Here is a 26,624-nt window from a genome sequence, read left to right as displayed (position 1 = left end):
TGTGGTGTTATTTTAACACCGCTAATAGAGGAAAAAATATGTCGCAAAAATATAACGTTGCCGTACTTGGTGCTACTGGTTTAGTAGGCCGTCAGATCATAGAAACACTTGAAGATCGTAAGTTTCCAGTGGATCAACTTTTTTTACTTGCTAGTAGTCGAAGTGCTGGTGAAGACATAAAGTTTCGTGGTGAAACCATAGAAGTACTAGACGTTGAAGGCTTTGACTTTAGCCAAGCACATATTGGTTTATTTTCAGCCGGCGGCAGTGTATCAGAAAAATATGCACCTATTGCAGCAGAGGCTGGATGTGTAGTTATCGACAACACATCACACTTTAGAAATGACTTTGAAGTACCACTTATAGTGCCTGAGGTTAATGCTTCAAGCTTAGCTGACTTTAGAAATAAAAATATTATAGCGAATCCTAACTGCTCAACCATCCAAATGATGCTGGCACTTAAACCGATATACGATGCTTATGGAATTGACCGAGTAAATGTATCGACATACCAAGCTGTGTCGGGTGCAGGTAAAGAAGCTGTAGATGAACTTGCCAAACAAACAGCCAATTTAATGAATGCTCGCCCTATGGAAAACGAAATATTTCCAAAACAAATAGCATTTAACGTAATTCCACAAATAGATAGTTTTGAAGATAACGGCTATACCCGCGAAGAAATGAAAATGGTTAACGAAACACATAAAATTTTAGGTGATACGACTATTGCAGTTAATCCTACATGTGTGCGAGTACCTGTATTTTTTGGTCATTCTGAGTCTATTAACATAGAAACACGCATGCCTTACGATTTTGAGCACGTAAAGCAATTATTAAACGATGCACCTGGTGTTGAGCTAATTGATGATGAAGGTGATTACCCAACTGCAGTATCTGATGCAAGCGGCAACGATACAGTTTATATTGGGCGATTACGCGCCGATATTTCACATCCCCATGGTTTAAATATGTGGGTTGTAAGTGATAACACTCGAAAGGGCGCTGCAACTAATAGCGTTCAGATTGCAGAAGAGTTAATTGCAAATTATCTATAAAATTAGTAATTAATAAAGAGGTTAATATAAGCGGCAAACTTTTATAGTTTGCCGCTTTTGTTTTTAGGATGTCAAAATATTGCCGCTTTAGTTTGTTAATAAACTAAACACCTTGATCTTTCTGATTAAAATAGAATTACGAAAAAAGTTTTAAGGTATTTATTTTCAAAGCGTTGCAATGGATATTAGGCCGCAACTGGTTTATAGTTTGTAACTGGAATAGAGCTTGCAATAAAAATAGATTGTAATAATAAATTAGAATCAACCATTTGGTTGGTAACGGCAAGAATAATCAGTGTTTACGTAGTTACAAAGGTAGATAATTACGTAGCATTATATATTAAAGGATCAGCATGCGCGGTTTAGCTTCACTTATTATATTAGCGTCTGCATTGGTAGTAACTCCGCTTTACTCTCAAGACAGTACCCAATTAAAGGGGCCAAAGGGCGCTGACTATGGTGCGCAAGGGCGATCAATTGGGCCAATAAAACCAACCGATACTCTGTGGCGTATTGCGGCGAAAGTACGTCCCGACAACTCAGTTAGTATTTATCAAGTTATGCAAGCCTTGTATAACAGAAACCCAAACTCCTTTTTAGAACAAAATCTTAACCACATGCAAAGTGGTGCTTTTTTAAAAATACCTACTTTAGCTGAAATCAGAAGTGTCGACCCACAACTAGCCAAACAACGTTCTGAGCAAGATGATGGTTTATGGGAAAAGAAAAAGAATGGCACGCTCACGCAAAGCGAAATCACGTCAGCACAAACAAAAGTTACACAAGCACGTAAAATAGACGTAGATGATGCTAAAAAAGAGATTCAAAAAGAATTAAACGAAATAAAAACTGAGCAAAGCACTAAATTAGTGGCTTTACAGGAGCAATTTAAAAACTCTGTAAGCAACGTTGAAGAGATTTTAGTTGAAAATAACCAGCTCAAAAAGCAATTATCAGGAATTTCAAAAGAGCTCGAAAATGTCCGGTTACAATTAGGGCAAGACAGCGAAATCCAAAAGCAATTAAAAGAACTTATTGTTAAACAAAATGAGATTATTGCACAACAAAAAGAAAAAGTAATAAAACCAGAAGAGTCATTTGATTTTAATTCGTTATTTTCAAACCCAATAGTGCTTGGCTTATTAATGTTTATTCCTGGGTTACTGATCATTTTTGCTATGGTGATGTTTTTACGAAAACGTGCTGACGGCAAAGAAGAAACTCAAAACGATGACGACTTTTTACCACAAACGCCTACTTATACTGACGACGAAGACATTGTAACAGACTTAAATGATGACCCTATAGTACCAGACCCATTAGATGACTTAAGTGTGCAGCTTGATGATAATCTCGACAATGACATGCTGCCAGACGATGATTTAGATGATGATAGTTTAGATGATTTTTCTGAAGGGGAAAACTTACTAGATCAGGATGAACTAGAAAGCTTGTTAAGTGATGATATTGTTTTTGATGATGAAAATACTGATGACGATGATCTAGATATTTTTATGCAGCAAGGCTTTGATCAAACTTCAGACGACAGCCTAGAAGATATTGACTTAGATTTAACTGATGAACCTGTAAATAATGACGAGATTTTATCAAACGATGATCTAGATAGTTTGTTTGATGAAGATGATAGCCTGCCTGAATTTGATGCTGAGCAAAAAGGTGACACGGCAGAAGATGATAGCTTAGAGACTCACGATGAAATGGCGGCATTGAGTGAAGAGCTAGCTGGTGAAGATGATTTTGATATTGATGACTTACTTGATCAAACATCGAATGAGCTAGATAGCGAGAACAATGCTCTTGATGAGCCTCAAGCAAGTGACGACTTTGATTTAGATGACATAGATAGCTTAATTGATGAAGCAAATGAGACTACGAGTACTGATGAAGATTCATTAGACAGCGATTTACTTGAAGAAGACGAGTTACTAGACACAAGTGATGATTTTGATTTAGACGACATAGATAGTTTAATTGATGAAGCTAATGAGTCCACAGATACTGATGGAGATTCATTAGGCGGCGATTTACTTGAAGAGAATGAGTTACTTGAAGAAGATGAGTCGCTAGACACAAGTGATGATTTTGATTTAGACGACATAGATAGTTTAATTGATGAAGCTAATGAGTCCACAGATACTGATGGAGATTCATTAGGCGGCGATTTACTTGAAGAGAATGAGTTACTTGAAGAAGATGAGTCACTAGACACAAGTGATGATTTTGATTTAGACGATATCGATAGTTTAATTGATGAAGTAAACGATCCTACAAGTACTGATGAAGGTTTATTAGGTGGTAATTTACTTGAAGAGAATGAGCTGCTTGAAGAAGGTGAGTCATTAGACACAAGTGATGATTTTGATTTAGACGATATAGACAGCCTCATAAATGATCAATTAGATGAACAAGGTTCAAGAGATTCTGAAATTGATAGTGCGTTAGCGGATTCGGTAGAAGATTTAGCTGATGCCCAAGAAGAGTTAGATATTGATGATATCGAATCTTTAGCTACTACATTAAACGAAGAGCAGGGGCTTACAGAGGAGCCAGAACTTGAAGAAGAGCCAGAGCTTTTAGAAGAACCAGAGCTTTTAGAAGAACCAGAGCTTGAAGAAGAGCCAGTGCTTGAGGAAGAGCCAGAGCTTGAAGAAGAGCCAGAACTTGAAGAAGAGCCTGAGCTTGAAGAAGAGCCTGAACTTGAAGAAGAGCCTGAGCTTGAAGAAGAGCCAGAGCTTGTAGAAGAGCCAGAGCTTTTAGAAGAACCAGAGCTTGAAGAAGAACCAGAGCTTGAAGAAGAACCGGAACTTGAAGAAGAGCCAGAGCTTGAAGAAGAGCCAGAGCTTGAAGAAGAGCCAGAGCTTGAAGAAGAACCAGAGCTTGAAGAAGAGCCAGTGCTTGAACAAGAGCCAGAGCTTTTAGAAGAACCAGAGCTTGAAGAAGAGCCAGTGCTTGAAGAAGAACCGGAACTTGTAGAAGAGCCTGTGCTTGAAGAAGATCCAGAGCTTGAAGCAGAACCGGAACCTATAGAAGAACCAGAGCCAGAGCTTGAACCAGAGCCAGAGCTTGAAAAAGAGCCAGAGCTTGAAAAAGAGCAAGAACTTGTAGAAGAGCCTGTGCTTGAAGAAGAACCGGAACTTGAAGAAAATCCAGAGCTTGAAGCAGAACCTGAACCTATAGAAGAACCAGAGCCAGAGCTTGAAAAAGAGTCTGAATCTGCGGATGATTTTACTGATACATCACAATCACTTTTAGACCCAGAAGATTCGCTTGAAGAATACACTGACGACACACTAAAAAGCGTAGATGAACTTTTAAATGAGTTACAACAAGCAACAGATGATGATTACGTAGAAACGCCGGATTGGTCTTTAGACGAGCTTGATGATGACATGGAGGAGATTGAAGTCGACCTAGGTGACGATCCACTCGCGGCTGATGAAGCTGATCTGACGCAAGATGATGAAAGCCAGGAAGATGAATTAGTAACTCCTAGTGAAGAGCTTGATGAATACCCTGAACTAGAATTGGATGATTCACAACCTATCGAAGATGAACCTTCGTTTGTTCCTGAGGAGCTACAAGGAAATTCTTTGGACGGCGATGCTAAAGGCATGTCGCCAAGTCAGGCTGAACAAGATTTAGCTAGTTCACTAATTGGTGATGTTGACCTAGATAGCCTAGAAGATGATTTTGATGATGAACTTTTAATTGATAATGACTTTACTGAATTAACCTCTGACAATGAGCAAGCGTTGGGTGTTGATGCTAAAGAGCAGGCAGATTTATTAAATGATGAATTAAACCCAAGCGAGTTAGAAAATGAAAATATTGATAGCTTACTTGAAGAGCTTGAAGATATAGAGTTACCTGAACAAGCAGATACTCAGTCATCTTTAGAACATGAGGAATTAAATAACTCTGAACTGCTAGAAGACGCTGACACAACTGAACATACACCACTGTCGGCTAGCCAAACTGAGCAAGATTTAGCAAATGCGCTTTCTCAAGATGTTGATTTAAATTCTTTGGATGATGACTTTGATGATGAACTATTAATTGAAAATGATTTCTCTGATTTTGAGGACGATTTAGAGGCTTTAAATGAGCTAGAGCTTGATAACGAAGTTTTAGCTGAACCTGATAGCCCAGAAACCATAGACGAGCTGCCTGCTGAACCAGAAAAATTAGATGATGTTCTAACGCAGACGACAGAGGATAGTTTACTCGAACAAGCCTTTACTGATGAGTTGACACCGCAAACAAACGCGGAGCGAGAAGCGCAACTAACGCAAACGAATACTACTGATCAAAACAATGTTATTTCAGATGATGAACTCGATGAAGAGTTTATGGCTGATTTAACACAAACTGACTTTGATTCATTACTAAATGAATTAGCACAGCCAGAAGAACTAAATGTTGATAATAGCAGTGATTTTGATGTCGATTTTGATAGCTTATTAAGCGAAGACTTAGGCGAAAATTCAGGCGTGGATAAGCCTCAAAATGCGCAAATTAATGAAGTAAATACGTCAGTAGAGGATGCCTTCGTTGATATAGATTCGTTGCTTGAGCAAAGTGACGATGCTGAACTTGAACACGAACCATATAACGATGTAAATATGGATGTAGGTTTGAGCGAGTTTGACGCATTATTAGCAGGTGATAACCCAACTGATGTAGATGCTGAAAGCGGTGGGTATTCTGCCAAGCTAGACCTTGCTCGTGCATACATTGAAATCGACGACTTTGACTCTGCATTAAATGTGATTGACGAGGTTATCGACAAAGGCCCTGAGGATGTTCAAGAAGAAGCACTTAGTTTAAAAGCAAAACTAAAGTAGTTTTTTAGGCATTATAAAAACCGCAATAAGGAATTTATTGCGGTTTTTTTGTAGGTATTCATTGGATCACAACACACTGGCTTTTATTGCATCGCGAGATAGCATAAAATGCCCCGTTCATTAGTACAGTAGGTAAAGCAGTAATTATGCGAGTAGCACTTGGAGTTGAATACAATGGCGCACGTTACAGTGGTTGGCAACGTCAATCACATGTGAATAGTGTACAACAAGAAGTTGAAAAGGCGTTGTCGCGTATTTGTAATCATCCTGTAGAAGTTACCTGTGCGGGACGCACTGATGCTGGCGTTCATGGAACAGGCCAAGTAATACATTTTGATACTGATGCTCAGCGCGATATGGTTGCATTTACTTTAGGCATGAATACGTTAATGCCCAAAGATATCGCTATTCGCTTTGCTCAGCCAGTTTCTGATGACTTTCATGCTCGCTTTAGTGCAACCGCTCGTCGTTATCGTTATGTTATTTATAATTATCCGTTTCGTGGAGCTGTATTAAACGAAGGTGTTACACACTTTCATCACCATTTAGATGAAACTAAAATGCAGCAAGCTTGCCAGTATTTAATAGGTGAGCACGACTTTACCTCTTTTAGAGCGTTGCATTGCCAAGCAAATACGGCAACACGTACAATTCATCACTTATCGGTACAGCGTCAAGGTGATTACGTTATTATAGATATAAAAGCGAATGCTTTTTTACATCATATGGTGCGTAATATTACTGGTTGCCTTATGGATATTGGTTTGCACAAGCATGAGCCTGCATGGCTAAAAGAGCTTTTAGATATTAAAGAGCGAGCAAAAGCCAGCGCCACTGCAAAAGCCGCAGGTTTATATTTAGTTGATGTTGACTACCCTGAACAATTTAATGTACCTAAAACGCCATTAGGGCCTTTATTTTTGCCTGATGTTGATATTTAATCAGCATCTGCTTTTAGCTATTTACTAAGTAGCAGCAACTACTAAGACCAGTTTTTTATACCGTGTTAGTGTAATTCATGTTTTAATTGAAAAAATTTGTCTGTGAGTTATTACTTGCAGGCTCGCGACACAGAACAGCATTAAGAGAGTTGCAAATGAGTTGGCTAGAAAAAATCTTACCAAAAACGACAAAATCATCAGGTCGTAAAGAAATCCCAGAAGGTGTTTGGGCTAAATGTACATCATGTGACTCAATTTTATATAAAGCTGAGTTAGAAAAGTCATTAAATGTATGTCCTAAATGTGCTCATCACATGCGTGTAAGTGGCCGTAAGCGCCTTGAAAGCTTTTTAGATGAAGCTGATCGTGTTGAGCTTGGTACACAACATGAGCCTAAAGATATACTCAAGTTTAAAGATTCTAAAAAGTACTCAGACCGTATTAGCGCAGCTCAAAAAGCAAGTGGTGAAAAAGACGCACTAGTTGCCATTAAAGGGCGCTTAAAAGGCGTACCTATAGCAGCTGTAGCCTTTGAATTTTCGTTCATGGGTGGCTCTATGGCATCTGTGGTAGGTGCACGCTTTGTAGACGCTGTAGATGAATGTTTAGAGCATAACATGCCGCTCATTTGTTTTTCGGCCTCAGGTGGAGCACGCATGCAAGAAGCGCTAATGTCGCTTATGCAAATGGCTAAAACAAGTGCCGCTCTTGCTAAAATGAGCGAAAAAGGTTTACCGTTTATTTCTGTAATGACTGACCCAACTATGGGCGGCGTATCAGCATCTTTAGCAATGCTAGGTGACATTAACGTTGCAGAGCCAAAGGCTTTAATTGGTTTTGCGGGCCCTCGTGTTATTGAGCAAACTGTTCGTGAAACGCTACCAGAGGGTTTCCAGCGTAGTGAATTTTTACTAGAACACGGTGCAATTGATATGATTATCGACCGCCGTGAAATGCGCGATACCTTAGCGCGTATTTTAGCTAAATTTATGAACTTGCCTTCTACTGAACAAGAGCATAGAGTAGCGTAAATTTCAGCTTTACTGATTACACGCTATGACAAAAACAATCCCTAGCCAATCATCAAGCCTTGATGATTGGCTTTGTTATTTAGAAAGTGTTCATCCGGCTAACATAGAAATGGGCCTTGAACGCGTTGCCAGTGTTGCCAATAACATTGGTCTTTTAAACTCCCCTAGCAAAATTATTTTAATTGCAGGCACAAATGGCAAGGGCACAACAGCGCGTTGTTTAGAGTCTTTATTACTTGCTCAAGGCTTTTCTGTTGGCACATACGCCTCACCTCACTTAATACGCTATAACGAACGAGTCCGCATAAATGCTCAAGAACTTGATGATCAATATCATGTAGATGCATTTCATTTGTTAGAACAAGGGCGTAAAGACACACAGCTTACTTATTTTGAATATGGCACCTTAGGCGCTCTTGCTATTTTTAAACGCTGCCAAGTTGATTATGTGTTGTTAGAAGTGGGGTTAGGTGGGCGTTATGACGCAACAAATATAGTGACACCATTTGCCAGCGTCATCACTACAATAGATTTAGATCATAAAGAATATCTAGGCGACACCCGAGAGCTAGTCGCTTACGATAAAGCAGGTATCTTTCGTGAAAACACTCCCGCAATTATAGGTGATTTAAATATACCTCACACCATGACCGATTACGGCGATGAAATTAATGCCAATATGGTTTTATCGGGCAGTGACTTTATTTTTAAAGAAAATGCGCACAGTTTTACCTGGCAGTATAAAGAGCTTGATTTAGAACTAGTTAAACCCGCAATTCCAAGTCAGAATGCTGCAACAGCTTTAACAACGTTAAGTGTGCTAAACCTATTACCTACAGAGCAAGTAATTAAGCAGTGCTTAGCTAGCTTAGCCGTTGAAGGTCGTTTTCAACAACTAAGTGAAGTGCCTTTGGTTTTTACTGATGTGGCTCATAACCCGGAATCTGCTCGTTATTTAGCTAATAAGTTATCAAGCTACGTAGATAAAGGCTTTAAAATTCATGCATTAGCCGCTATGCTTGCTGATAAAGATAAAGCAGGTGTACTTAAAGAAGTAAGCCACTTAGTAAGTCAGTGGTCGGTAGCGAGTTTAGGTGGTCCGCGCGGAGATAGCGCAGAAAACTTAAATAACGCACTTCAAAGTATCTCTCAGGCTAATAATATACACAGTTATAGTAGCGTTGCAGAAGCCCTAGATGGAATTTTACCACAACAAAAAAACGACACTGTTTTGATTGTTTTTGGTTCGTTTTTTACAGTCGCTGGCGCTATTAATTACTTTAAAAAATAGAGAGGATATCGGTGAACTCAGGTTTTATTAATCGCTTAGTCGGAACGAGTATAGTGGTGATCGCAGCAATTGTGTTTATCCCTAATATTCTAGATGGCGAAAAAGTACACTATAAAGAAGGCTTCAAAGCTATTCCAGATAGCCCTGAGTTCAAAACAATTGATCTTCAACAATCAATCGACGAAAAAGTAGCTGATTCAGAGCCGCTAAAGCAAGATGAAATAGAAGATATAACCGCCGATGATGATATCTTAAAGCAGCAGCCAGTGGTTACAGAGAGCGATTATGCTGAGCAACCAAAGCTTGTTGAAGCAACCATAGAGTCAAAAGAGCAGGCAAAGGTTAAAGACGTTGCGCCTGTTAAAGCAAAGCCTATTGCACCTCGTAAAAGTGATGAAAATCTTACTAGCATGGCTTATGTTATTCAATTAGGTAGCTTTTCTCATGTTGCTAATGTTAAAGCGCTTCAGGCTAAATTAAAGGCTCAAGGTTTTAAAACATTTACTAAACCTATAAAAACCCCAAATGGAACACTCACAAAAGTGTTTGTTGGACCATCGCTCAATAAAGCAGAGCTGCAAAAACAGCTCCCTGAGCTAAAAAAGCTTACCAAACTTAATGGTAAAGTGACTCAATACGAAGTGACAAAATAATATTTAAAAAGGCTCATTTAATGAGCCTTTTTTATTTTTAGACAATTATTTTTTTTAATGCTTCAGTGCACATTATGTGTATTTTTATATGTTAATTATTTGTATTAACACCAACATGGTAATCTCCCGTTTAAACTTGCATACAAACGATGTTTGGGTATAGAATGCGCCCCAAATTAGCGACTAATTGGTTCTTATGATCTGGGTTGATTACGCCATTCTTGGCATCATTGCACTGTCTACCATCATCGGTTTAATACGCGGCTTTGTAAAAGAAGCAATGTCATTAGCGGTATGGGCTGGCGCCTTTATCATCTCTAGTTTATTTTACCAATATTTAGCTTCCTTCCTAACAACCATTTCTGAACCCCTTTTAAGAAATGCGGCGGCCATAGCCATATTATTCTTTGCGACGCTACTGTTAGGCGGTTTACTAAACTATATTTTAGGTGAGCTTGTACATCGTACTGGTTTATCGGGTACCGACCGTGTTTTTGGCATAGTGTTTGGTGCTCTACGAGGCGTGTTGGTCGTGAGCGCGTTACTCTTCTTTCTTGATGCTTTTACTGGTGCACCTAGCACGCACTGGTGGGGCAATTCTATTTTGATTCCAGAATTTGGCTTTGTTGTTGAATGGTTTTTTTCGTACCTCGAAAACAACTCTAGCTTTTTAAATTCAGTAAACCGTTAATCGGCGAGGATAAATTACATGTGTGGTATCGTTGGAATAGTCGGAACGTCTCCTGTAAATCAGGCGATATATGATGGCTTAACCGTTTTGCAGCACCGAGGCCAAGATGCCGCGGGTATTATTACCATAGAGAACAATACGTTTAGCTTACGCAAAGCGAATGGTCTTGTGAAAGATGCATTTCACACCCGTCATATGAAGCGACTACAAGGTACAATTGGTATTGGCCATGTGCGTTATCCAACTGCAGGCTCTTCTAGTTCATCTGAAGCGCAGCCTTTTTATGTTAACTCACCATTTGGTATTGCACTTGCCCACAATGGCAACCTTACAAATGCTGAAGCGTTAAAAGAGCAGTTATTTTCAGAAGCTCGCCGTCACGTAAATACAACTTCAGATTCAGAAATTTTGCTTAACATCATGGCACATGAATTAAGCAAATCAGACAAGTTACATTTAGACCCTGAAGATATTTTTACAGCAGTAACCGAAGTAAACAATAAAGTAAGCGGTGGTTATGCAACAATTGCAATGATCATCGGTCACGGTATTGTTGCTTTTCGTGACCCGAACGGTATTCGCCCATTAGTCTTTGGTAAGCGTGAGACCGAAAAAGGCACTGAATATATGTTCGCTTCAGAAAGCGTAGCGTTAAAGCCTGATGGCTTTGAATTTATTCGAGACGTAGCACCTGGTGAAGCTATTTATGTTACAGAGTCGGGTGAGTTTCATTCGCTAAGCTGTGCAGAAAAAGCATCATACTCTCCGTGTATTTTTGAATTTGTTTATTTTGCTCGTCCTGACTCTACCATCGACCGCATGTCTGTTTACGCAACACGCGTAAATATGGGCACTAAACTAGGTGAAAAAATTGCTCGTGAGTGGGCTGATAAAGACATTGACGTAGTTATCCCAATCCCTGAAACATCGTGCGATGTAGCTCTAGAAATTGCTCGTGTGCTTGATTTGCCTTACCGCCAAGGTTTTGTAAAAAACCGTTATATTGGTCGTACGTTTATCATGCCAGGCCAAGAAATGCGTAAAAAGTCAGTGCGTCAAAAACTAAACGCTATTGACCGAGAATTTAAAGGTAAAAATGTACTATTAGTTGATGACTCAATTGTACGTGGTACTACATCAGCACAAATAGTTGAAATGGCACGTGAATCCGGCGCTAAAAACGTATACTTTGCATCGGCAGCACCTGAAATTCGCTTCCCAAATGTGTATGGTATTGATATGCCATCGGCAGCTGAGCTTATTGCTCACGGCCGTGAAGTTGAAGATATAAATACGAGCATTAGCGCAGACGGTTTAATTTTCCAATCATTAAACGATTTAATAGCCGCAGTAAGCCAAGAAAACCCTGAAATTACAAAGTTCGAAACATCTGTTTTCGATGGCCAATACATCACTGGCGATATAGATCAGGATTACTTAAACAGAATAGATAAATTAAGAAATGACTCAGCAAAAAGCACACGTGAAAACGCTATGTCTGCTAATTTAGAAATTCATAATCAAGATGAAAATGAATCAGATTAAGTTGTGATTAAAAATCATCAGGTATAAAAAAAGGAGCTAAATAGCTCCTTTTTTGCGAAGGAAAGAAGGGAACACTTCTATCAAACAACACATATTGATTTGGTTATGTGAACATCGGGCTTACAATCCCATTTGTCCAAAGCATTGCTGTTACTGCTAAAATTATTACCAGCAGAATCAATCCACAGGTCACCACTGAGCTTGCGTAAATAAACCCCCGTTCTTGAGGTATGTGCATCAAAATAGGCACTCCGGTATACAGTAAATAAACAGAATAAGCCAAAGCCAGTATTCCTATACACACAACAAACCAAAGTTCAGGCCAAAATGCGCCAAGTGCCGACATAAATACAGGGGTTGCCGTATAAGCGGCAAGCTCTAATGTTTGAGTAAATGTAGGTTTAGCGCCAAACGTTATAGCCATCCAATGTGCTAAATAGGCAAGTGCAAAAACACCTCCAATTAATGCTATGTACATCGCAGCTGCAATGAGTAGGGCACTATCGTGAGTTAAAAAAACGGGGGCACCAGTACCTATACTCCATCCTAAATATACAGATGAGTAATACCCCATAATTGAGGGAAATAAAGCAATAAGCAGTATATGCGATAAGCTATAAGTTAAACTTTCGTGACGGTTATCTATTGTTTGCCATTCTTCGAGTGGGTGGGCATAAATGCCCCAAAGGTGATTCAGTATCATAGCGGTACTCCATAAAAGGAACGTATTACTGTTGGTTTTAATTGTTTATAGTTAGTTTGTTTTTTATACAGTATCTATATTTATGGTTTAGTTCATAAACAAAGTCAAGTTAACTCGTTATTAACATTTTAAGTAGCTTGTTTTACCAAATTTTATTCTTCGTTATTTTTCGTGTTAAAATGCATTTTTATTTTTTGAAGTAACGAGCAGCAACGTGCCACACAGCGAACTTTTAGCACCTATTAATAATTTTTTATTGTGCGAAACTCCCAATGAATGGGTTATTGAGGCAGTAAAAAAAGAAAACTTATCGGTGATATTAATTGATCACTTAATTTGTGAGTTAAAGGCGGCGCAAAGTGCGATGTTTTTAATTCGTAAATATGCTGTAGATAAAGAAAGTAGCGATGCTTTGCTTGAGTGGCTTAAGCCTTTTGAAACGCTTATTTATAAACGTGAAGGTGATTGGCGTGACCTGCCTGCAAAAAATAAACTCACCAAGTCTATTATTCCTAAATCGAACTCTCCTTACGGACAAGACTTGATAGATAAAATGGTTATGCTTATAAAAGAAGAGCTGCATCATTTTTATCAAGTGCTCGAAATAATGGATGAGTATGGAGTTGAGTATCAAAGCATTACGCCATGTCGATACGCTAAAGGTATGCTACGCAACGTAAAAACATTTGAGCCAAATGCTTTAGTCGATAAATTAATTGTAGGTGCCTACATTGAAGCACGCTCGTGTGAGCGTTTTGCAAAGCTTGCGCCGCATGTAGATAAACGCTTAGGCGATTTTTATATTTCATTACTTCGATCTGAAGCGCGTCATTACCAAGATTATTTAACACTAGCTCAAGAAATTGCCGATTTTGATATTACAGAGCGCGTCGATTTTTTTGCAAAAATAGAAGCTGATCTAATCCAATCTCCAGATGATGATTTTAAGTTTCATAGTGGGGCGCCAACACCTAATAGCTAATTGCTACTAGGGCTTATTACATTTAAAAGTTAAAATTGCATTTAGATTAGGCCTAATGGGCAGCGCATGGTTAGCGTTCATACTAGGTTACTGCCAATTTATAGGCAGTAACCTCACTGAACAGGTTCTGTCTTGTATAAAAGCCAAACATGCTGTTGTAATACTAATTCGCAATAATACTTAATCATTTTGCGGGGCTAAACGTGTCGCCACCTACGGTAAAAGCTCTCATTTACGATTGCATGGATACAGAAGGTAGAGCAATGCAGGAGCAATTGCCGAGAACGACTAAATAGTAATTTTTTGCCTAGCTACCAACAGGTTTTTCCAGTCTAAAAATAGAACACTTAATTAAGCAAATTGGTATAATTCAACCTAGAAAGATAAACACCCCAGTTAGCTCTCAAAATTATTAGCAAACGCTTTTAAATAGTGTTTAATGTATTCATCACTAAAGTGATGCTTTTTTAATACTTTAGCAATAGAACCATTTTTTATAATGGCTTCAAGGCCTGCCTCAAATTGAGCAATCTGCTTGTTATTGTCAGGACTACTTTTAGAGACAATTAAATGAAGCTTATGAATTGCTAAATGTGGTGGTAGGTATTCAATTACTTGTTCTTCGTTTTTTAGTAATTTAGGGCTGTGCTTAATCCAATACTCACCTACTTCTTTGGTACCCGCAACCAAATCTACTCGTTCGTTTTGTAATAAAAATAAGCTATTAACTAAGTTAGCAGTTGAGGTCAGAGATAATCTGGGGTCGTGTGAAAAATCAGCGCTTATAGGGTCACCGGCCTCTTTACAAATATTATAAGGTAGTAAAGATTCAAGCGAGCCATCGTAGTTAATTGTACTTTTTTTAAGTTTAAAAAGCCCTGAATGCGCAACGGCTAGTGGGCGTGAATATACAAAAATTTCGCCTCTTTGCTTTGAATAAAAAGCACCAAGAATAGCTGTTTTTTTTGTTTTTCTAAAAGATTAAGAGAGCGATTCCAAGAGGTAAATTCTATTTCGGTATTTATGTTCTGACTTTTTAAAGCGAGTTTAGTTATCTCAAATAACCAGCCATTATTTGGTAACTCTTCGGAGAAGTAGGGAGGGAAATTTTCGGTCACGATATGCCAAGTTTGCTCGCTTTTAGCTGTATTCGCATAGAAAGCTAAAACTATAAAAAGCAGCACACGGAACATTTATTATCCTTAACTATTTAAATACCTTACATTTAAGGATAGTCAGAAAATAAAATTATGCGAAAGGTGTACTAATTAATTTTTGTGATTGTGGTGTAACCACCAAATATGAGCCTTGAGTGTACCAGTCTCCTAATACTGTGCGCGTAAGCGTTTTATTGTTTAGCGGGTATGTATGAACGTTAGGACGATGAGTGTGGCCGTGTATCATGTTGCTCACATCATGCTTTTTAAATGTTTCTAGAACGGTTTCGTCTACAACATCTAAGATTTCTATTGGCTTGTCGGCTTGGCTTAGTTTGCTTTTTTCACGTGCGTTGCGGGCTATTTTTTTTCTATACCAAAGCGGCATAGCTAGCATAAGCTTTGGCCACCACCAACCACGACTTTTTTTACGGAATTTTTGATATTCAGTATCTTGAGTACACATTTCATCGCCATGTAAAATAACGGTAGGTGTACCGTATAAATCAATCACGGCTTGTTCGCTTAAAAGTGTCATGCCAGCTAAGTTTGCATATTGCTCTCGCATAATAAAGTCGCGGTTGCCATGTATAAAATATACTGGCGTACCTGCATGACTTACAGCTTTTAAATGCTTAGCTACATCGCTTGCAAGTTCAGTGACATAGTCATCACCTACCCATACTTCAAAAAAGTCACCTAAAATATAAAGCGCATCAACGTTTTGATTTAGAATATTAGATTCTAAAAATTTAAAAAAAGCAGCGCTAATGTCAGGTCTGTTTTCACTTAAATGTAAATCAGCAATAAAGTATGTCTTACGAGTCATAGGGATGTCTTTTCGATATAAATAAAGCGGGCGTATGTATATTGCATAAACACCCGCTGATACTCCACATTACGTGGGTAAACGTACTATTAGCTAACAGTAACGCTTTCGATGATCACGTCTTCAAGAGGCACGTCTTGGTGAAAACCGTTGCTACCTGTCGCTACACCTTTAATTTTTTCTACAATGTCCATGCCTTCAACTACTTCAGCAAACACACAGTAACCCCAGCCTTGAGATGTTTCGCTGCTGTGGTTTAAGAAATCGTTGTTGTTAACGTTAATAAAAAACTGTGCAGTAGCTGAATGAGGATCAGGAGTACGTGCCATTGCTAAAGTACCTACTTTATTAGATAGGCCGTTGTTAGCTTCGTTTTGAATAGGATCGTTAACGTCTTTTTGTTCCATACCTGGAACAAAACCACCGCCTTGAACCATAAAGCCATCAATTACACGGTGAAAAATTGTACCGTTGTAAAAACCAGCATTTGCATACTCTAAAAAGTTTTTAACTGTGTTTGGTGCTTCCGCTTCGTGCATTTTAATGGTGATGTCACCAAAGTTTGTGTGTAGAACAACCATGAGGTTTCCTATATCTGGTTTAAATAGTCGCGCTATTTTATCTTAGTTAGCTAAGATTAACAAAGCGCTAGAGCCCATGCTTTGCAAGTGGTAACATACATTTTCTTGATAACAGTGAAGGACACCAACTAAATGGTACAAATATACAACACACTCACGCGACAAAAAGAACAATTTAAACCTATGGTCGAAGGAAAAATCGACATGTATGTGTGTGGTATCACCATTTATGATTACTGTCACATAGGTCATGCGCGTACATTTGTTGGGTTTGACGTAATAGTCCGCTACCTTCGCCATATTGGCTACGACTTAAAATACGTACGCAATATTACCGATGTTGACGATAAAATAATTAAACGTGCAAATGAAAATGGCGAGTCAATAAACGATTTAACACTTCGTATGACTAAAGCAATGCATGAAGATTTCGATAGTTTGAACATGTTACGTCCAGATGTTGAGCCTACAGTAACGGGCCACATGGATGAAATTATTGAAATGGTTGAGCGTTTAGTTGCTAAAGGTCATGCGTATGTTGCGGCTGATGGCGATGTATTATTTGATGTTTCAACGTTTGAGCAATACGGCGCGCTATCTCAGCAAGATTTAACAATGCTTCAGTCAGGCTCACGTGTTGAGGTGGCTCAAGATAAAGACGACCCATTGGACTTTGTTTTATGGAAAAAAGCCAAAGCAGGGGAGCCATCTTGGTCATCTCCATGGGGAGAAGGGCGCCCAGGTTGGCACATTGAGTGTTCAGCAATGAGCTCAAAGCATCTAGGTGAGCATTTTGATATTCATGGTGGAGGTTCTGATTTACAGTTTCCGCATCACGAAAATGAAATTGCTCAATCATGCTGTGCAAATAATGGTAAATACGTAAATACGTGGATCCACACAGGTATGGTGCAAGTTAATAAAGAAAAAATGTCTAAATCTTTAGATAACTTTTTTACTGTACGTGAAGTATTAAAAGCTTACGATGCTGAGTCTGTTCGTTACTTTTTAATATCGGGTCATTACCGCAGCCAATTAAATTACTCGCAAGAGAATTTAGATCAAGCACGTTCGTCACTTGAACGTATTTACACAGCGCTTCGTGATGTAGAGCTGGTAGAATGCGATTTAGAAGGCAACGAGTTCGTTGCCAAGTTTAGAAAAGCAATGAATGATGACTTTAATACACCAGAAGCACTACCTGTGTTGTTCGAACTTGCAAAAGAGTTAAACCGCGTGAAAGATACTGATACAGGTCAAGCTGGTAAGTTAGCGTTTATACTGCGCAGCCTTGGTGAAGTGCTAGGGGTTGCTCAACAAGCACCTGAGGCTTTTTTACAAGGCGGGCAAGATGATGAAGAAGTTGCAACGATTGAAGCTTTAATAGTAAAGCGTAATGAAGCACGTGCGAGTAAAGACTGGGCTGCTGCTGATGAAGCACGTGATGCGCTTAATGCTTTAGGTGTAATACTTGAAGATTCAGCCGGTAAAACAACGTGGCGTAAAGCGTAAATGTTTTAAAAAATAGCTTTAAATAAAAAGGGTTGCCAATTGGCAACCCTTTTTATTTAATCTGCGTTTTAGTTAATATATTAATTATATTAAGTAATTTTAGCTGTGGTATTTTTCACATGCTTCTAATGTGTTTTCAATTAAGCTTGCTACTGTCATTGGGCCAACGCCGCCAGGTACAGGTGTTATAAAGTCAGCTTTTTGCTCAGCAACACTGTACTCAACATCGCCCACTAATTTACCGGTATCTAAGCGGTTTATACCTACATCAATAACTATTGCTCCTTCTTTAACCCAATCACCAGGGATAAACTCAGGCTTGCCAACAGCAACTACTAATAAGTCAGCACGGCGAACGTGTGTTTCTAAATCTTGTGTAAATTTATGACATACCGTTGTAGTACAACCTGCCAGTAATAACTCAAGCGACATTGGGCGACCAACTATATTAGATGCACCAACCACAACCGCATGCATCCCTTTATAACGCACACCTGTTGAATCAAGTAAGGTAATAATGCCCTTTGGAGTACAAGGACGAAGCGCTGGCATACGCTGCGCTAAACGACCTATATTATAAGGGTGGAAACCATCAACGTCTTTGTGTGGCGTGATGCGCTCTAAAATCTTTTCAGCGTCTAGGCCTTGTGGCAACGGTAATTGAACTAAGATACCGTCTACTTCAGCATCATTATTTAACTCATCAATTAAATCTAAAAGCGTTTGTTCAGTAGCGTCTGATGGTAAATCAAAAGATTTTGAAATAAAACCAACTTCTTCACAGGCTTTGCGTTTTGAACCAACATAAACTTGGCTTGCAGGATCTTGTCCTACAAGTACTACTGCGAGTCCTGGTGCACGTAAACCATTTTTAACACGTTCAGATACACGTTCTGCTACTGCACTACGTACTTGTTTTGCGATTGCTTTACCATCAATGATGTTTGCCGTCATGGGTGACCTTTAATTAGGGTTAATTAACTTGATTCCGATACTTTAAAAAGTGAATGCATAAAATAGGGGTAGTAATGCCTATAAAGAATCTATTCTTTAAATTATCACTTTTTAATATAGAGGCTATTTTCGCAGAAAAGCACTAAAGCGCCAAGGTGCTTTTAAGCTATAAAACGTAAGAAGCGTAAAAAGAGTTTAAATTTTAAACCCTACATTGCAATATTTAACCATTGTGAGCTAAAAATAAGCAGTTGATTGGTTTTCTTAAAAAAACGTTTGACCTAACCCCGTCAAATCACTATTATGCACCCCGTTGTCAACGAGGTCATTCGTTAACAATAGTAAGCATCGGCGATTAGCGCAGTTTGGTAGCGCACTTGGTTTGGGTCCAAGGGGTCGCAGGTTCAAATCCTGCATCGCCGACCACTTTTTTAAAAGTAAGCTTATTTGTACGCTATGAAGTTTTCGATGCGCCCATAGCTCAGCTGGATAGAGCAACGCCCTTCTAAGGCGTGGGTCGAAGGTTCGAATCCTTCTGGGCGCACCATGTTGAAAACGTGTAAATATAGCGGTGATTGTAGCTCAGTTGGTAGAGCCCCGGATTGTGATTCCGGTTGTCGTGGGTTCGAGCCCCATCAGTCACCCCAATTTACATTGAGTATCGGCGATTAGCGCAGTTTGGTAGCGCACTTGGTTTGGGTCCAAGGGGTCGCAGGTTCAAATCCTGCATCGCCGACCACTTTCTTATAAGTGGTCTTAAATTCAAAGTTTAAGTATTCACAATATATATCGGCGATTAGCGCAGTTTGGTAGCGCACTTGGTTTGGGTCCAAGGGGTCGCAGGTTCAAATCCTGCATCGCCGACCACTTTCATTATATCAAATAATGAAACGTGAAAATTAATACTCTATATTCCATACCTTATCTTTATATTCAAATTCATTAATAAAATTTTAATTACTTACAATCTAATTAGTTTGTTTTTTATTCGGTTGTGCGCGATCAGTGCCGATCTAGCCTAAATAATTGCCCCCTACACTCGACTCTCATGATTATTAGGTTATAATGCCGCGTCTATTGTTTAACATAGTGCCCGAAGGGCAGAGCAGCAATGATATCTCATGGTAGCGACGGATGTATTTAAGCATTAAATTTAGCTTAAATTTTATCAAGACTCATGAAGGTACTTTGTTTGTAAGGAAGGCGAACAGTCGCCAAAATTGAATATTGAGGTAAATCATGCAAGTTTCTGTTGAGACGACTCAAGGCCTTGAGCGCCGTCTGACCATCACCGTTCCTGCAGAGAACGTTGAGACCGAAGTAAAAAAACGCTTACAACAACTGTCAAAAACACAGCGTATTGATGGTTTCCGTGCTGGTAAAGTTCCAGTTTCAGTAATTAACAAGCGTTTTGGTCCTGCAGTTCGTCAAGAAGTTGCTGGCGAAGTAATGCAACGTAATTACATTGAGGCAATCGTTGCTGAAAAAATTAACCCTGCTGGCGCACCATCATTTGCTCCAAAATCTCTTGAAGCAGGTAAAGATTTAGAATTCTCAGCTACGTTTGAAGTTTACCCTGAAGTTGAAGTTCAAGGTTTAGATAAAATTGCTGTAGAAAAACCAGCAGTTACAGTAACTGACGAAGATTTAGCAAACATGCTAGAAACACTTCGTAAACAGCACGCTTCTTGGGCTGATGTTGATACAGCTGCTGGCGAAAACGACCGTGTAACTGTTGATTTCGTAGGTACTATCGACGGTGAAGTATTTGAAGGCGGTAAAGCTGAAGACTTCCCATTAGAACTTGGCCAAGGTCGTATGATCCCAGGTTTTGAAGATAACATCGTAGGTAAAAAAGCAGGCGAAGAAGTAGTTGCTGATGTAACTTTCCCTGATGACTACCACGCTGAAAACCTTAAAGGTAAAGCGGCTCAATTCACTATCACAGTGAAAAAAGTTGAAGCGCAAGAGTTACCTGAATTAAGCGAAGAGTTTGCAACTAAATTCGGTGTTACCGAAGGCGGCGTAGACGCGCTTAAAGAAGAAGTTAAAAAGAACATGACACGTGAGCTTGACCAAGCAGTTAAAGCTAACGTTAAAGACCAAGCAATTAAAGGTCTTTTAGAAAACAACGAAATTGAAGTGCCAAAAGCACTTGTTGATCAAGAAGTTGACGCACTACGTCAGCAAGCAGCTCAACGTTTTGGCGGCGACGCTAAAAACATGCCTGAGCTTCCAGCTGAATTGTTCCATGAGCAAGCTGTAACTCGCGTTAAAACTGGCCTTTTATTAGGTGAAGTGATCAAAGCTAACGACATCAAAGTTGATGATGCTAAAGTTGAAGCACTTATCGCAACAGTAGCGTCTGCATACGAAGATCCAACTGAAGTAGTAGAATACTACAAAGGTAATGATCAACTAATGCAGCAAATGCGTAATGTAGCAATGGAAGAGCAAGCAGTTGAAGCTATTTTAGCTAAAGCAAATGTTTCTGACGTTGAAAAAGCATTTGACGACATCATGAATCCGCAGCAAGGTGCTTAATAAGTCATTGACTTAAGCTCTCGCTAACGATTAAATGGCTCGTGTTACTCTGTTTATGCAGTGTGCCCGGGCCATTTTAGTTTGTGGCTCTTAATTTGCGAAAAATGATAACTATGCTTTTCTTATAGTGAAGGATAAGTATAAGCGCATAAGGAATTAAATAAGTATGAACACTGGTATTACAGATCCCCTAAACGCATTAGTCCCTATGGTTGTTGAACAAACGGCTAAAGGCGAGCGCTCGTATGATATTTATTCGAGATTATTAAAAGAGCGTATTATCTTTTTAACAGGCCAAGTTGAAGACAACATGGCAAATCTAATTTTAGCGCAAATGCTATTTTTAGAATCAGAAAATCCTGACAAAGATATCTTTTTATATATCAACTCACCAGGTGGTTCAGTTACTGCAGGCATGGCCATTTACGATACAATGAACTTCATCAAACCAGATGTAAGCACAATTTGTGTTGGTCAAGCAGCAAGCATGGGCGCATTTTTACTTACAGCGGGTGCTAAAGGTAAGCGTTTTTGTCTACCAAACTCACGTGTAATGATTCACCAACCATTAGGTGGTTTCCAAGGTCAAGCGTCTGACTTTGAAATACACGCTAAAGAAATTCTGTCTATTAAAGACAAACTTAACCGCTTAATGGCTGAGCATACAGGCCAACCATTAGATGTTATTTCACGCGATACAGATCGTGATAACTTTATGAGTGCATCACAAGCTGTAGACTACGGACTTGTAGACTCAGTATTTACAAATCGCGATAGCAAGTAAGCGTGTAGGCAAGCAAACTATTGCTTGCCACTATGAGTTACTATGCGAAAACCAGTAAATTTTGGTATAGTTAAAAGCGAATTTGAATAGTTGCCAACCGGTTTGGCAGCCAACGTATAAAATGAGGTAGCTGAATGTCTGACACTCCTACAGACGGCGACAAAAGTAATAAATTGTTATACTGTTCTTTTTGTGGCAAAAGCCAGCATGAAGTTCGTAAATTAATTGCAGGTCCTTCAGTATACATTTGTGATGAATGTGTAGAGCTGTGTAACGATATCATCAGGGAAGAAATCAAAGACATTGCTCCTAAGCATAATGCGTCTGATAAACTACCTGTGCCAAAAGAAATTCGTAATCACCTAGACGACTACGTAATTGGTCAAGACCATGCTAAAAAAGTATTATCAGTAGCGGTATACAACCACTACAAACGCTTGCGTAACCAATCTACAAAGCAGGAAGTTGAACTAGGTAAAAGTAATATTCTACTTATTGGCCCAACAGGTAGTGGTAAAACATTACTTGCAGAAACGCTAGCACGCCTTTTAGATGTGCCGTTTACTATGGCTGATGCCACAACATTAACCGAAGCCGGTTATGTAGGTGAAGATGTAGAAAACATCATTCAAAAACTATTGCAAAAATGCGATTACGATGTAGAAAAAGCCCAGCGCGGTATTGTTTACATCGATGAAATTGACAAAATTTCTCGCAAATCAGATAACCCATCAATTACACGTGATGTATCAGGTGAAGGTGTGCAACAAGCACTACTTAAACTGATTGAGGGTACTGTTGCTTCGGTTCCACCACAAGGTGGTCGTAAGCACCCACAGCAAGAGTTTTTACAAGTAGACACATCTAAGATTTTGTTTATTTGTGGTGGTGCATTTGCAGGCCTAGATAAAGTAATTGAGCAGCGTAGCCATAAAAACACTGGTATTGGTTTTGGCGTTAACGTAAAAGAGTCTGCGGCGAGCCGTTCTTTAAGTGATACATTTAAAGACGTAGAGCCAGAAGATTTAGTTAAATACGGCTTAATCCCTGAGTTTATTGGTCGTCTACCGGTTGTTGCTACGTTAACTGAACTTGACGAAGCAGCGCTTGTGCAAATTTTAAGTGAACCTAAAAACGCGATTACTAAGCAATTCTCTGTATTGTTTGGTATGGAAGATGTTGAACTTGAATTTCGTGATGACGCCTTAGCAGCAATTGCTCACAAAGCAATGGAGCGCAAAACAGGTGCTCGTGGTCTTCGTTCGATTGTTGAAGGTGTATTACTTGATACCATGTACGAACTACCGTCTATGGACGATGTAAGCAAAGTGGTTATTGATGAAACCGTTATTAAAGGTGAGTCAGACCCAATCTTGATTTATGAAAACAATAAACAAGACAAAGCTGCATCTGAGTAGTTTTTAAGCTATTTGCATAAAAAAGGAGCCTTAGGCTCCTTTTTTTATAATTAATTTAGTCGAGTAGGGGAAAATTGTTGAACTTTAATTAGTTTATCCCCATATACTTGAGTAATCTTTTAAATAAATAAAGTGCGAAGAGAAAATATAATGACGCTTGAGAGAACCGACCGAGTCGAAATCCCAGTCCTAGCACTGCGCGATGTTGTGGTATATCCACACATGGTGATCCCGCTTTTTGTTGGCCGTGAAAAATCAATAAAATGCCTAGAAGCGGCAATGGACAAAGACAAACAAATTTTCTTGGTTGCACAAAAAGATGCAACTGTAGATGAACCAGAACAAGACGATATTTACCGTATTGGTACTATTGCCACTGTACTTCAGTTATTAAAATTACCAGACGGTACACTGAAAGTTTTAGTTGAAGGTACACAACGCGCACAAATTGAAGAATTTGTAGATAACGATGACTTTTTTGTTGCTAACGCCCAATTTATTGAATCTGATTCGGTAGACGAGCAAGAGCAAGATATATTTATTCGCAGCGCTATTAGCCAGTTTGAAGGCTATGTAAAACTAAACAAAAAGATTCCACCAGAAGTATTAACCTCTGTGTCGGGTATTGATGAGCCAGCACGTCTTGCCGACACAATGGCAGCGCATATGCCGCTTAAAGTGCCTGAAAAACAAAAAGTGCTAGAAATCTCAAGTGTGACTGAACGCTTAGAGTATTTAATGGCGTTGATGGAAGGTGAAATAGACTTACTGCAAGTTGAGAAGAAAATTCGTACCCGCGTGAAAAAGCAGATGGAAAAATCTCAGCGCGAGTATTACCTCAACGAGCAAATGAAAGCCATTCAAAAAGAGCTTGGTGAGCTTGATGATGTGCCTGACGAATTTGAAGCGCTTAAAAAGCGTATTGAAGACTCTGGCATGCCTGATGAAGCTAAAGAAAAGGCCACTACTGAGCTTAATAAGCTTAAAATGATGTCGCCAATGTCTGCTGAAGCCACGGTTGTACGCTCTTACATTGATACGTTAATTAACGTGCCATGGAAAAAACGCTCTAAAGTGAAAAAAGATTTAGCGGGCGCGCAAAAAATCCTTGATAGCGATCACCACGGCTTAGATAAAGTTAAAGAACGTATTATTGAATACCTCGCAGTGCAACAGCGTACAAATAAGCTTAAAGGGCCTATTTTATGTTTAGTGGGTCCTCCAGGTGTTGGTAAAACATCTTTAGGGCAATCAATAGCGCGCTCTACTGGCCGTAAATATGTGCGTATGGCCTTAGGTGGCGTACGTGACGAGGCTGAAATTCGTGGCCATCGTCGTACTTACATTGGTTCTATGCCAGGCAAGCTAATTCAAAACATGTCTAAAGTGGGCGTTAAAAACCCATTATTCTTGTTAGATGAAATTGACAAAATGTCATCAGATATGCGCGGTGACCCAGCATCAGCTCTTCTAGAAGTATTAGATCCTGAGCAAAACAGCCATTTTGCCGATCATTACCTTGAAGTTGATTACGATTTATCTGACGTTATGTTTGTAGCCACATCAAACAGCTTTAATATTCCGGGTCCATTATTGGACCGTATGGAAGTTATTCGTTTATCGGGTTACACCGAAGATGAAAAGCTAAACATTGCAAAAGAGCACCTTATTACTAAGCAAGTTAAACGTAATGGTTTAAAAGATAACGAGGTAGTAATAGAAGATAGCGCTATTATTGGCATTATTCGTTACTACACGCGTGAAGCGGGTGTGCGTAACCTTGAACGTGAAATATCTAAACTGTGCCGTAAAGCCGTTAAAAATATCTTGCTAGAAAAAGACACTAAAACAGTGACTATCAATCAAGATAACCTAGAAGACTTTTTAGGTGTGCAGCGCTTTGATTATGGTAAAGCCGAAGATGGTAACCGTATTGGCCAAGTAACTGGTTTAGCGTGGACAGAAGTAGGTGGCGACTTACTTACTATTGAATGTGCAGCTGTTCCAGGTAAAGGCAAGTTAAGTTACACAGGTTCACTGGGTGATGTAATGCAAGAGTCAATTCAGGCTGCGATGACTGTTGTACGTAATCGTGCTGATACATTCCGTATTAATAGCGATTTTTACGAAAAACGCGACATACACGTTCACGTACCTGAAGGTGCAACACCTAAAGATGGCCCAAGTGCCGGTGCTGCGATGGTAACGGGTTTAGTGTCTAGCTTAACGGGTAACCCTGTAAAAGCTGACGTGGCGATGACAGGCGAAATAACACTACGTGGTGAAGTATTACCAATTGGTGGCCTTAAAGAAAAGTTATTGGCTGCGCATCGCGGTGGAATTAAAACAGTCATCATTCCAAAAATTAACGAACGTGACCTAAAAGAGATCCCAGACAACGTGCTGGCAGGTCTTGATGTTCACCCTGTTACGTGGATTGACGAGGTGTTAAAACTTGCTTTAGTGCATCCTGTTGAGAGTTTTTCGCCCGAAACACCGAAAAACCAATAAAAAACCCAAAAAAAGTGCTTTTTAGGGCTTTTCAAATCTAAACGGTATGATAAGTTAAGCACTGGTTTTCAAGCCTAGCCCTTATGGGGCCTAGGCTTAAGAAAAATATAATCATGTGAGCATTAAAAGTTTGCTCTAAAATTTTCAAAAAAGTGATGTTAGTTTAAAAAACCATCGCTCTTGATAATAACAATGAAAGAGGATGATATTGTGAATAAATCTCAATTAATCGATCAAATCGCAGCTGACGCTGACATTTCTAAAGCGGCTGCAGGTCGTGCACTAGATTCATTCATCGGATCTGTATCTGGCGCGCTTAAAGATGGCGATTCAGTTGCACTTGTAGGTTTTGGTACTTTCTCAGTACGTGAACGTGCTGCACGTTCAGGCCGTAACCCACAAACTGGTGAAACTATTCAAATTGCTGCAGCTAATATCCCAGCTTTCAAAGCCGGTAAAGCGCTTAAAGACGCAGTAAACTAATCACTGTTTTACACACATTAGTTATGGCGAGTATAAAGATACTGATTCACCACAACAGATGAATTAAGTAACTTTACCGCCAGTTACTTCAAGT

21 protein-coding genes and 5 tRNA genes are annotated in these 26,624 nt (G+C 39.3%); 20 read left to right on the top strand and 6 right to left on the bottom strand.

Annotated features, from left to right (window positions below):
* The first annotated feature begins 38 nt into the window (after positions 1-38).
* The 8 genes from ALFOR1_RS11370 to purF all read left to right on the top strand — a co-directional run bounded on the left by ALFOR1_RS11370 (position 39) and on the right by purF (position 12,072).
* Positions 39-1,055, top strand: a complete 1,017-nt coding sequence (locus tag ALFOR1_RS11370) for an aspartate-semialdehyde dehydrogenase (RefSeq protein ID WP_104643041.1) — start codon at positions 39-41, stop codon at positions 1,053-1,055.
* A gap of 353 nt (positions 1,056-1,408) precedes the next feature.
* A complete protein-coding gene (locus tag ALFOR1_RS11365; RefSeq protein ID WP_104643040.1) occupies positions 1,409-5,920 on the top strand; it encodes a FimV/HubP family polar landmark protein in 4,512 nt (1,503 codons plus the stop codon).
* Between the two features lie 146 nt (positions 5,921-6,066).
* Entirely contained in the window at positions 6,067-6,861 is a 795-nt protein-coding gene (gene truA / locus ALFOR1_RS11360; protein ID WP_104643039.1) for a tRNA pseudouridine(38-40) synthase TruA, read from the top strand.
* A gap of 155 nt (positions 6,862-7,016) precedes the next feature.
* Positions 7,017-7,892 (top strand): acetyl-CoA carboxylase, carboxyltransferase subunit beta, encoded by an 876-nt coding sequence (gene accD / locus ALFOR1_RS11355; RefSeq protein WP_104643038.1) that lies wholly within the window; start codon positions 7,017-7,019, stop codon positions 7,890-7,892.
* A gap of 25 nt (positions 7,893-7,917) precedes the next feature.
* Positions 7,918-9,183: a bifunctional tetrahydrofolate synthase/dihydrofolate synthase gene (folC, locus tag ALFOR1_RS11350; protein ID WP_104643037.1), complete on the top strand. Its 1,266-nt coding sequence runs from the start codon at positions 7,918-7,920 to the stop codon at positions 9,181-9,183.
* A gap of 11 nt (positions 9,184-9,194) precedes the next feature.
* Entirely contained in the window at positions 9,195-9,836 is a 642-nt protein-coding gene (locus tag ALFOR1_RS11345) for an SPOR domain-containing protein (protein WP_104643036.1), read from the top strand.
* Positions 9,837-10,032: 196 nt separating this feature from the next.
* Positions 10,033-10,527, top strand: a complete 495-nt coding sequence (locus ALFOR1_RS11340; RefSeq protein WP_058548420.1) for a CvpA family protein — start codon at positions 10,033-10,035, stop codon at positions 10,525-10,527.
* Between the two features lie 18 nt (positions 10,528-10,545).
* On the top strand, positions 10,546-12,072 hold the full coding sequence (gene purF, locus ALFOR1_RS11335) for an amidophosphoribosyltransferase (RefSeq protein ID WP_058548419.1): 1,527 nt from the start codon (positions 10,546-10,548) through the stop codon (positions 12,070-12,072).
* A gap of 103 nt (positions 12,073-12,175) precedes the next feature.
* Here purF and ALFOR1_RS11330 read toward each other — a convergent pair whose 3' ends face one another.
* Positions 12,176-12,775: a Yip1 family protein gene (locus ALFOR1_RS11330; RefSeq protein ID WP_058548418.1), complete on the bottom strand. Its 600-nt coding sequence runs from the start codon at positions 12,773-12,775 to the stop codon at positions 12,176-12,178.
* A 214-nt stretch (positions 12,776-12,989) separates the two neighbouring features.
* On the opposite strand from ALFOR1_RS11330, the gene miaE reads away from it, so the two are divergent.
* On the top strand, positions 12,990-13,757 hold the full coding sequence (gene miaE, locus ALFOR1_RS11325) for a tRNA isopentenyl-2-thiomethyl-A-37 hydroxylase MiaE (protein WP_104643035.1): 768 nt from the start codon (positions 12,990-12,992) through the stop codon (positions 13,755-13,757).
* 396 nt (positions 13,758-14,153) lie between these two features.
* Here the strand turns inward: miaE and ALFOR1_RS20680 are convergent, their stop codons facing one another.
* From ALFOR1_RS20680 to ALFOR1_RS11310, 4 genes are all read right to left on the bottom strand, one after another.
* Positions 14,154-14,447, bottom strand: a complete 294-nt coding sequence (locus ALFOR1_RS20680) for a hypothetical protein (RefSeq protein ID WP_408634442.1) — start codon at positions 14,445-14,447, stop codon at positions 14,154-14,156.
* A gap of 203 nt (positions 14,448-14,650) precedes the next feature.
* A complete protein-coding gene (locus ALFOR1_RS20515) occupies positions 14,651-14,950 on the bottom strand; it encodes a hypothetical protein (RefSeq protein ID WP_232007036.1) in 300 nt (99 codons plus the stop codon).
* A 55-nt stretch (positions 14,951-15,005) separates the two neighbouring features.
* The gene (locus ALFOR1_RS11315) at positions 15,006-15,743 is read right to left on the bottom strand and encodes a UDP-2,3-diacylglucosamine diphosphatase (RefSeq protein ID WP_104643034.1); all 738 of its coding nucleotides are present in this window, start codon (positions 15,741-15,743) and stop codon (positions 15,006-15,008) included.
* Positions 15,744-15,832: 89 nt separating this feature from the next.
* Positions 15,833-16,324: a peptidylprolyl isomerase gene (locus ALFOR1_RS11310; RefSeq protein WP_058548414.1), complete on the bottom strand. Its 492-nt coding sequence runs from the start codon at positions 16,322-16,324 to the stop codon at positions 15,833-15,835.
* Between the two features lie 132 nt (positions 16,325-16,456).
* On the opposite strand from ALFOR1_RS11310, the gene cysS reads away from it, so the two are divergent.
* Positions 16,457-17,836, top strand: a complete 1,380-nt coding sequence (gene cysS, locus ALFOR1_RS11305; protein ID WP_104643033.1) for a cysteine--tRNA ligase — start codon at positions 16,457-16,459, stop codon at positions 17,834-17,836.
* Positions 17,837-17,935: 99 nt separating this feature from the next.
* On the opposite strand, the gene folD is transcribed toward cysS, so the two are convergent.
* A complete protein-coding gene (gene folD / locus ALFOR1_RS11300; RefSeq protein WP_104643032.1) occupies positions 17,936-18,790 on the bottom strand; it encodes a bifunctional methylenetetrahydrofolate dehydrogenase/methenyltetrahydrofolate cyclohydrolase FolD in 855 nt (284 codons plus the stop codon).
* A 349-nt stretch (positions 18,791-19,139) separates the two neighbouring features.
* Between folD and ALFOR1_RS11295 the strand changes: the two genes are divergently transcribed.
* The 10 genes from ALFOR1_RS11295 (at position 19,140) to ALFOR1_RS11250 (ending at position 26,530) form a co-directional block, all read left to right on the top strand.
* A tRNA-Pro gene (locus ALFOR1_RS11295) sits at positions 19,140-19,216 on the top strand.
* 44 nt (positions 19,217-19,260) lie between these two features.
* A tRNA-Arg gene (locus ALFOR1_RS11290) sits at positions 19,261-19,337 on the top strand.
* Positions 19,338-19,361: 24 nt separating this feature from the next.
* Positions 19,362-19,437: transfer RNA gene (locus ALFOR1_RS11285), tRNA-His, on the top strand.
* 15 nt (positions 19,438-19,452) lie between these two features.
* Positions 19,453-19,529, top strand: a tRNA-Pro gene (locus tag ALFOR1_RS11280).
* Positions 19,530-19,580: 51 nt separating this feature from the next.
* Positions 19,581-19,657, top strand: a tRNA-Pro gene (locus ALFOR1_RS11275).
* 372 nt (positions 19,658-20,029) lie between these two features.
* Positions 20,030-21,334, top strand: coding sequence for a trigger factor (gene tig, locus ALFOR1_RS11270; protein ID WP_058548411.1), 1,305 nt, complete (start codon positions 20,030-20,032; stop codon positions 21,332-21,334).
* A 166-nt stretch (positions 21,335-21,500) separates the two neighbouring features.
* Positions 21,501-22,118, top strand: coding sequence for an ATP-dependent Clp endopeptidase proteolytic subunit ClpP (clpP, locus tag ALFOR1_RS11265; protein ID WP_058548410.1), 618 nt, complete (start codon positions 21,501-21,503; stop codon positions 22,116-22,118).
* Positions 22,119-22,252: 134 nt separating this feature from the next.
* Positions 22,253-23,536: an ATP-dependent protease ATP-binding subunit ClpX gene (clpX, locus tag ALFOR1_RS11260; RefSeq protein WP_058548409.1), complete on the top strand. Its 1,284-nt coding sequence runs from the start codon at positions 22,253-22,255 to the stop codon at positions 23,534-23,536.
* Between the two features lie 150 nt (positions 23,537-23,686).
* A complete protein-coding gene (gene lon / locus ALFOR1_RS11255; protein ID WP_104643031.1) occupies positions 23,687-26,047 on the top strand; it encodes an endopeptidase La in 2,361 nt (786 codons plus the stop codon).
* 192 nt (positions 26,048-26,239) lie between these two features.
* Complete coding sequence (locus ALFOR1_RS11250) at positions 26,240-26,530, top strand: HU family DNA-binding protein (RefSeq protein ID WP_158657444.1); 291 nt, start codon at positions 26,240-26,242, stop codon at positions 26,528-26,530.
* Positions 26,531-26,624 lie beyond the last annotated feature (94 nt).

The sequence above is a fragment of the Pseudoalteromonas carrageenovora IAM 12662 genome (assembly GCF_900239935.1).
In the GTDB taxonomy this organism is placed as follows: Bacteria; Pseudomonadota; Gammaproteobacteria; order Enterobacterales; family Alteromonadaceae; genus Pseudoalteromonas; species Pseudoalteromonas carrageenovora.
This window is presented reverse-complemented; position numbering and strand designations above follow the sequence as displayed.

Excerpts from the sequence above, each read along its gene's own strand:
- tig (WP_058548411.1), top strand. The coding sequence starts at position 20,030 with ATGCAAGTTTCTGTTGAGACGACTCAAGGCCTTGAGCGCCGTCTGACC.
- accD (WP_104643038.1), top strand. The coding sequence starts at position 7,017 with ATGAGTTGGCTAGAAAAAATCTTACCAAAAACGACAAAATCATCAGGT.
- truA (WP_104643039.1), top strand. The coding sequence starts at position 6,067 with ATGCGAGTAGCACTTGGAGTTGAATACAATGGCGCACGTTACAGTGGT.
- purF (WP_058548419.1), top strand. The coding sequence starts at position 10,546 with ATGTGTGGTATCGTTGGAATAGTCGGAACGTCTCCTGTAAATCAGGCG.
- folD (WP_104643032.1), bottom strand. The coding sequence starts at position 18,790 with ATGACGGCAAACATCATTGATGGTAAAGCAATCGCAAAACAAGTACGT.
- ALFOR1_RS11365 (WP_104643040.1), top strand. The coding sequence starts at position 1,409 with ATGCGCGGTTTAGCTTCACTTATTATATTAGCGTCTGCATTGGTAGTA.
- ALFOR1_RS11250 (WP_158657444.1), top strand. The coding sequence starts at position 26,240 with ATGAAAGAGGATGATATTGTGAATAAATCTCAATTAATCGATCAAATC.
- cysS (WP_104643033.1), top strand. The coding sequence starts at position 16,457 with ATGGTACAAATATACAACACACTCACGCGACAAAAAGAACAATTTAAA.
- ALFOR1_RS11340 (WP_058548420.1), top strand. The coding sequence starts at position 10,033 with ATGATCTGGGTTGATTACGCCATTCTTGGCATCATTGCACTGTCTACC.
- folC (WP_104643037.1), top strand. The coding sequence starts at position 7,918 with ATGACAAAAACAATCCCTAGCCAATCATCAAGCCTTGATGATTGGCTT.
- ALFOR1_RS11330 (WP_058548418.1), bottom strand. The coding sequence starts at position 12,775 with ATGATACTGAATCACCTTTGGGGCATTTATGCCCACCCACTCGAAGAA.
- ALFOR1_RS11315 (WP_104643034.1), bottom strand. The coding sequence starts at position 15,743 with ATGACTCGTAAGACATACTTTATTGCTGATTTACATTTAAGTGAAAAC.
- ALFOR1_RS11370 (WP_104643041.1), top strand. The coding sequence starts at position 39 with ATGTCGCAAAAATATAACGTTGCCGTACTTGGTGCTACTGGTTTAGTA.
- lon (WP_104643031.1), top strand. The coding sequence starts at position 23,687 with ATGACGCTTGAGAGAACCGACCGAGTCGAAATCCCAGTCCTAGCACTG.
- ALFOR1_RS11310 (WP_058548414.1), bottom strand. The coding sequence starts at position 16,324 with ATGGTTGTTCTACACACAAACTTTGGTGACATCACCATTAAAATGCAC.
- clpX (WP_058548409.1), top strand. The coding sequence starts at position 22,253 with ATGTCTGACACTCCTACAGACGGCGACAAAAGTAATAAATTGTTATAC.
- clpP (WP_058548410.1), top strand. The coding sequence starts at position 21,501 with ATGAACACTGGTATTACAGATCCCCTAAACGCATTAGTCCCTATGGTT.
- ALFOR1_RS20515 (WP_232007036.1), bottom strand. The coding sequence starts at position 14,950 with ATGTTCCGTGTGCTGCTTTTTATAGTTTTAGCTTTCTATGCGAATACA.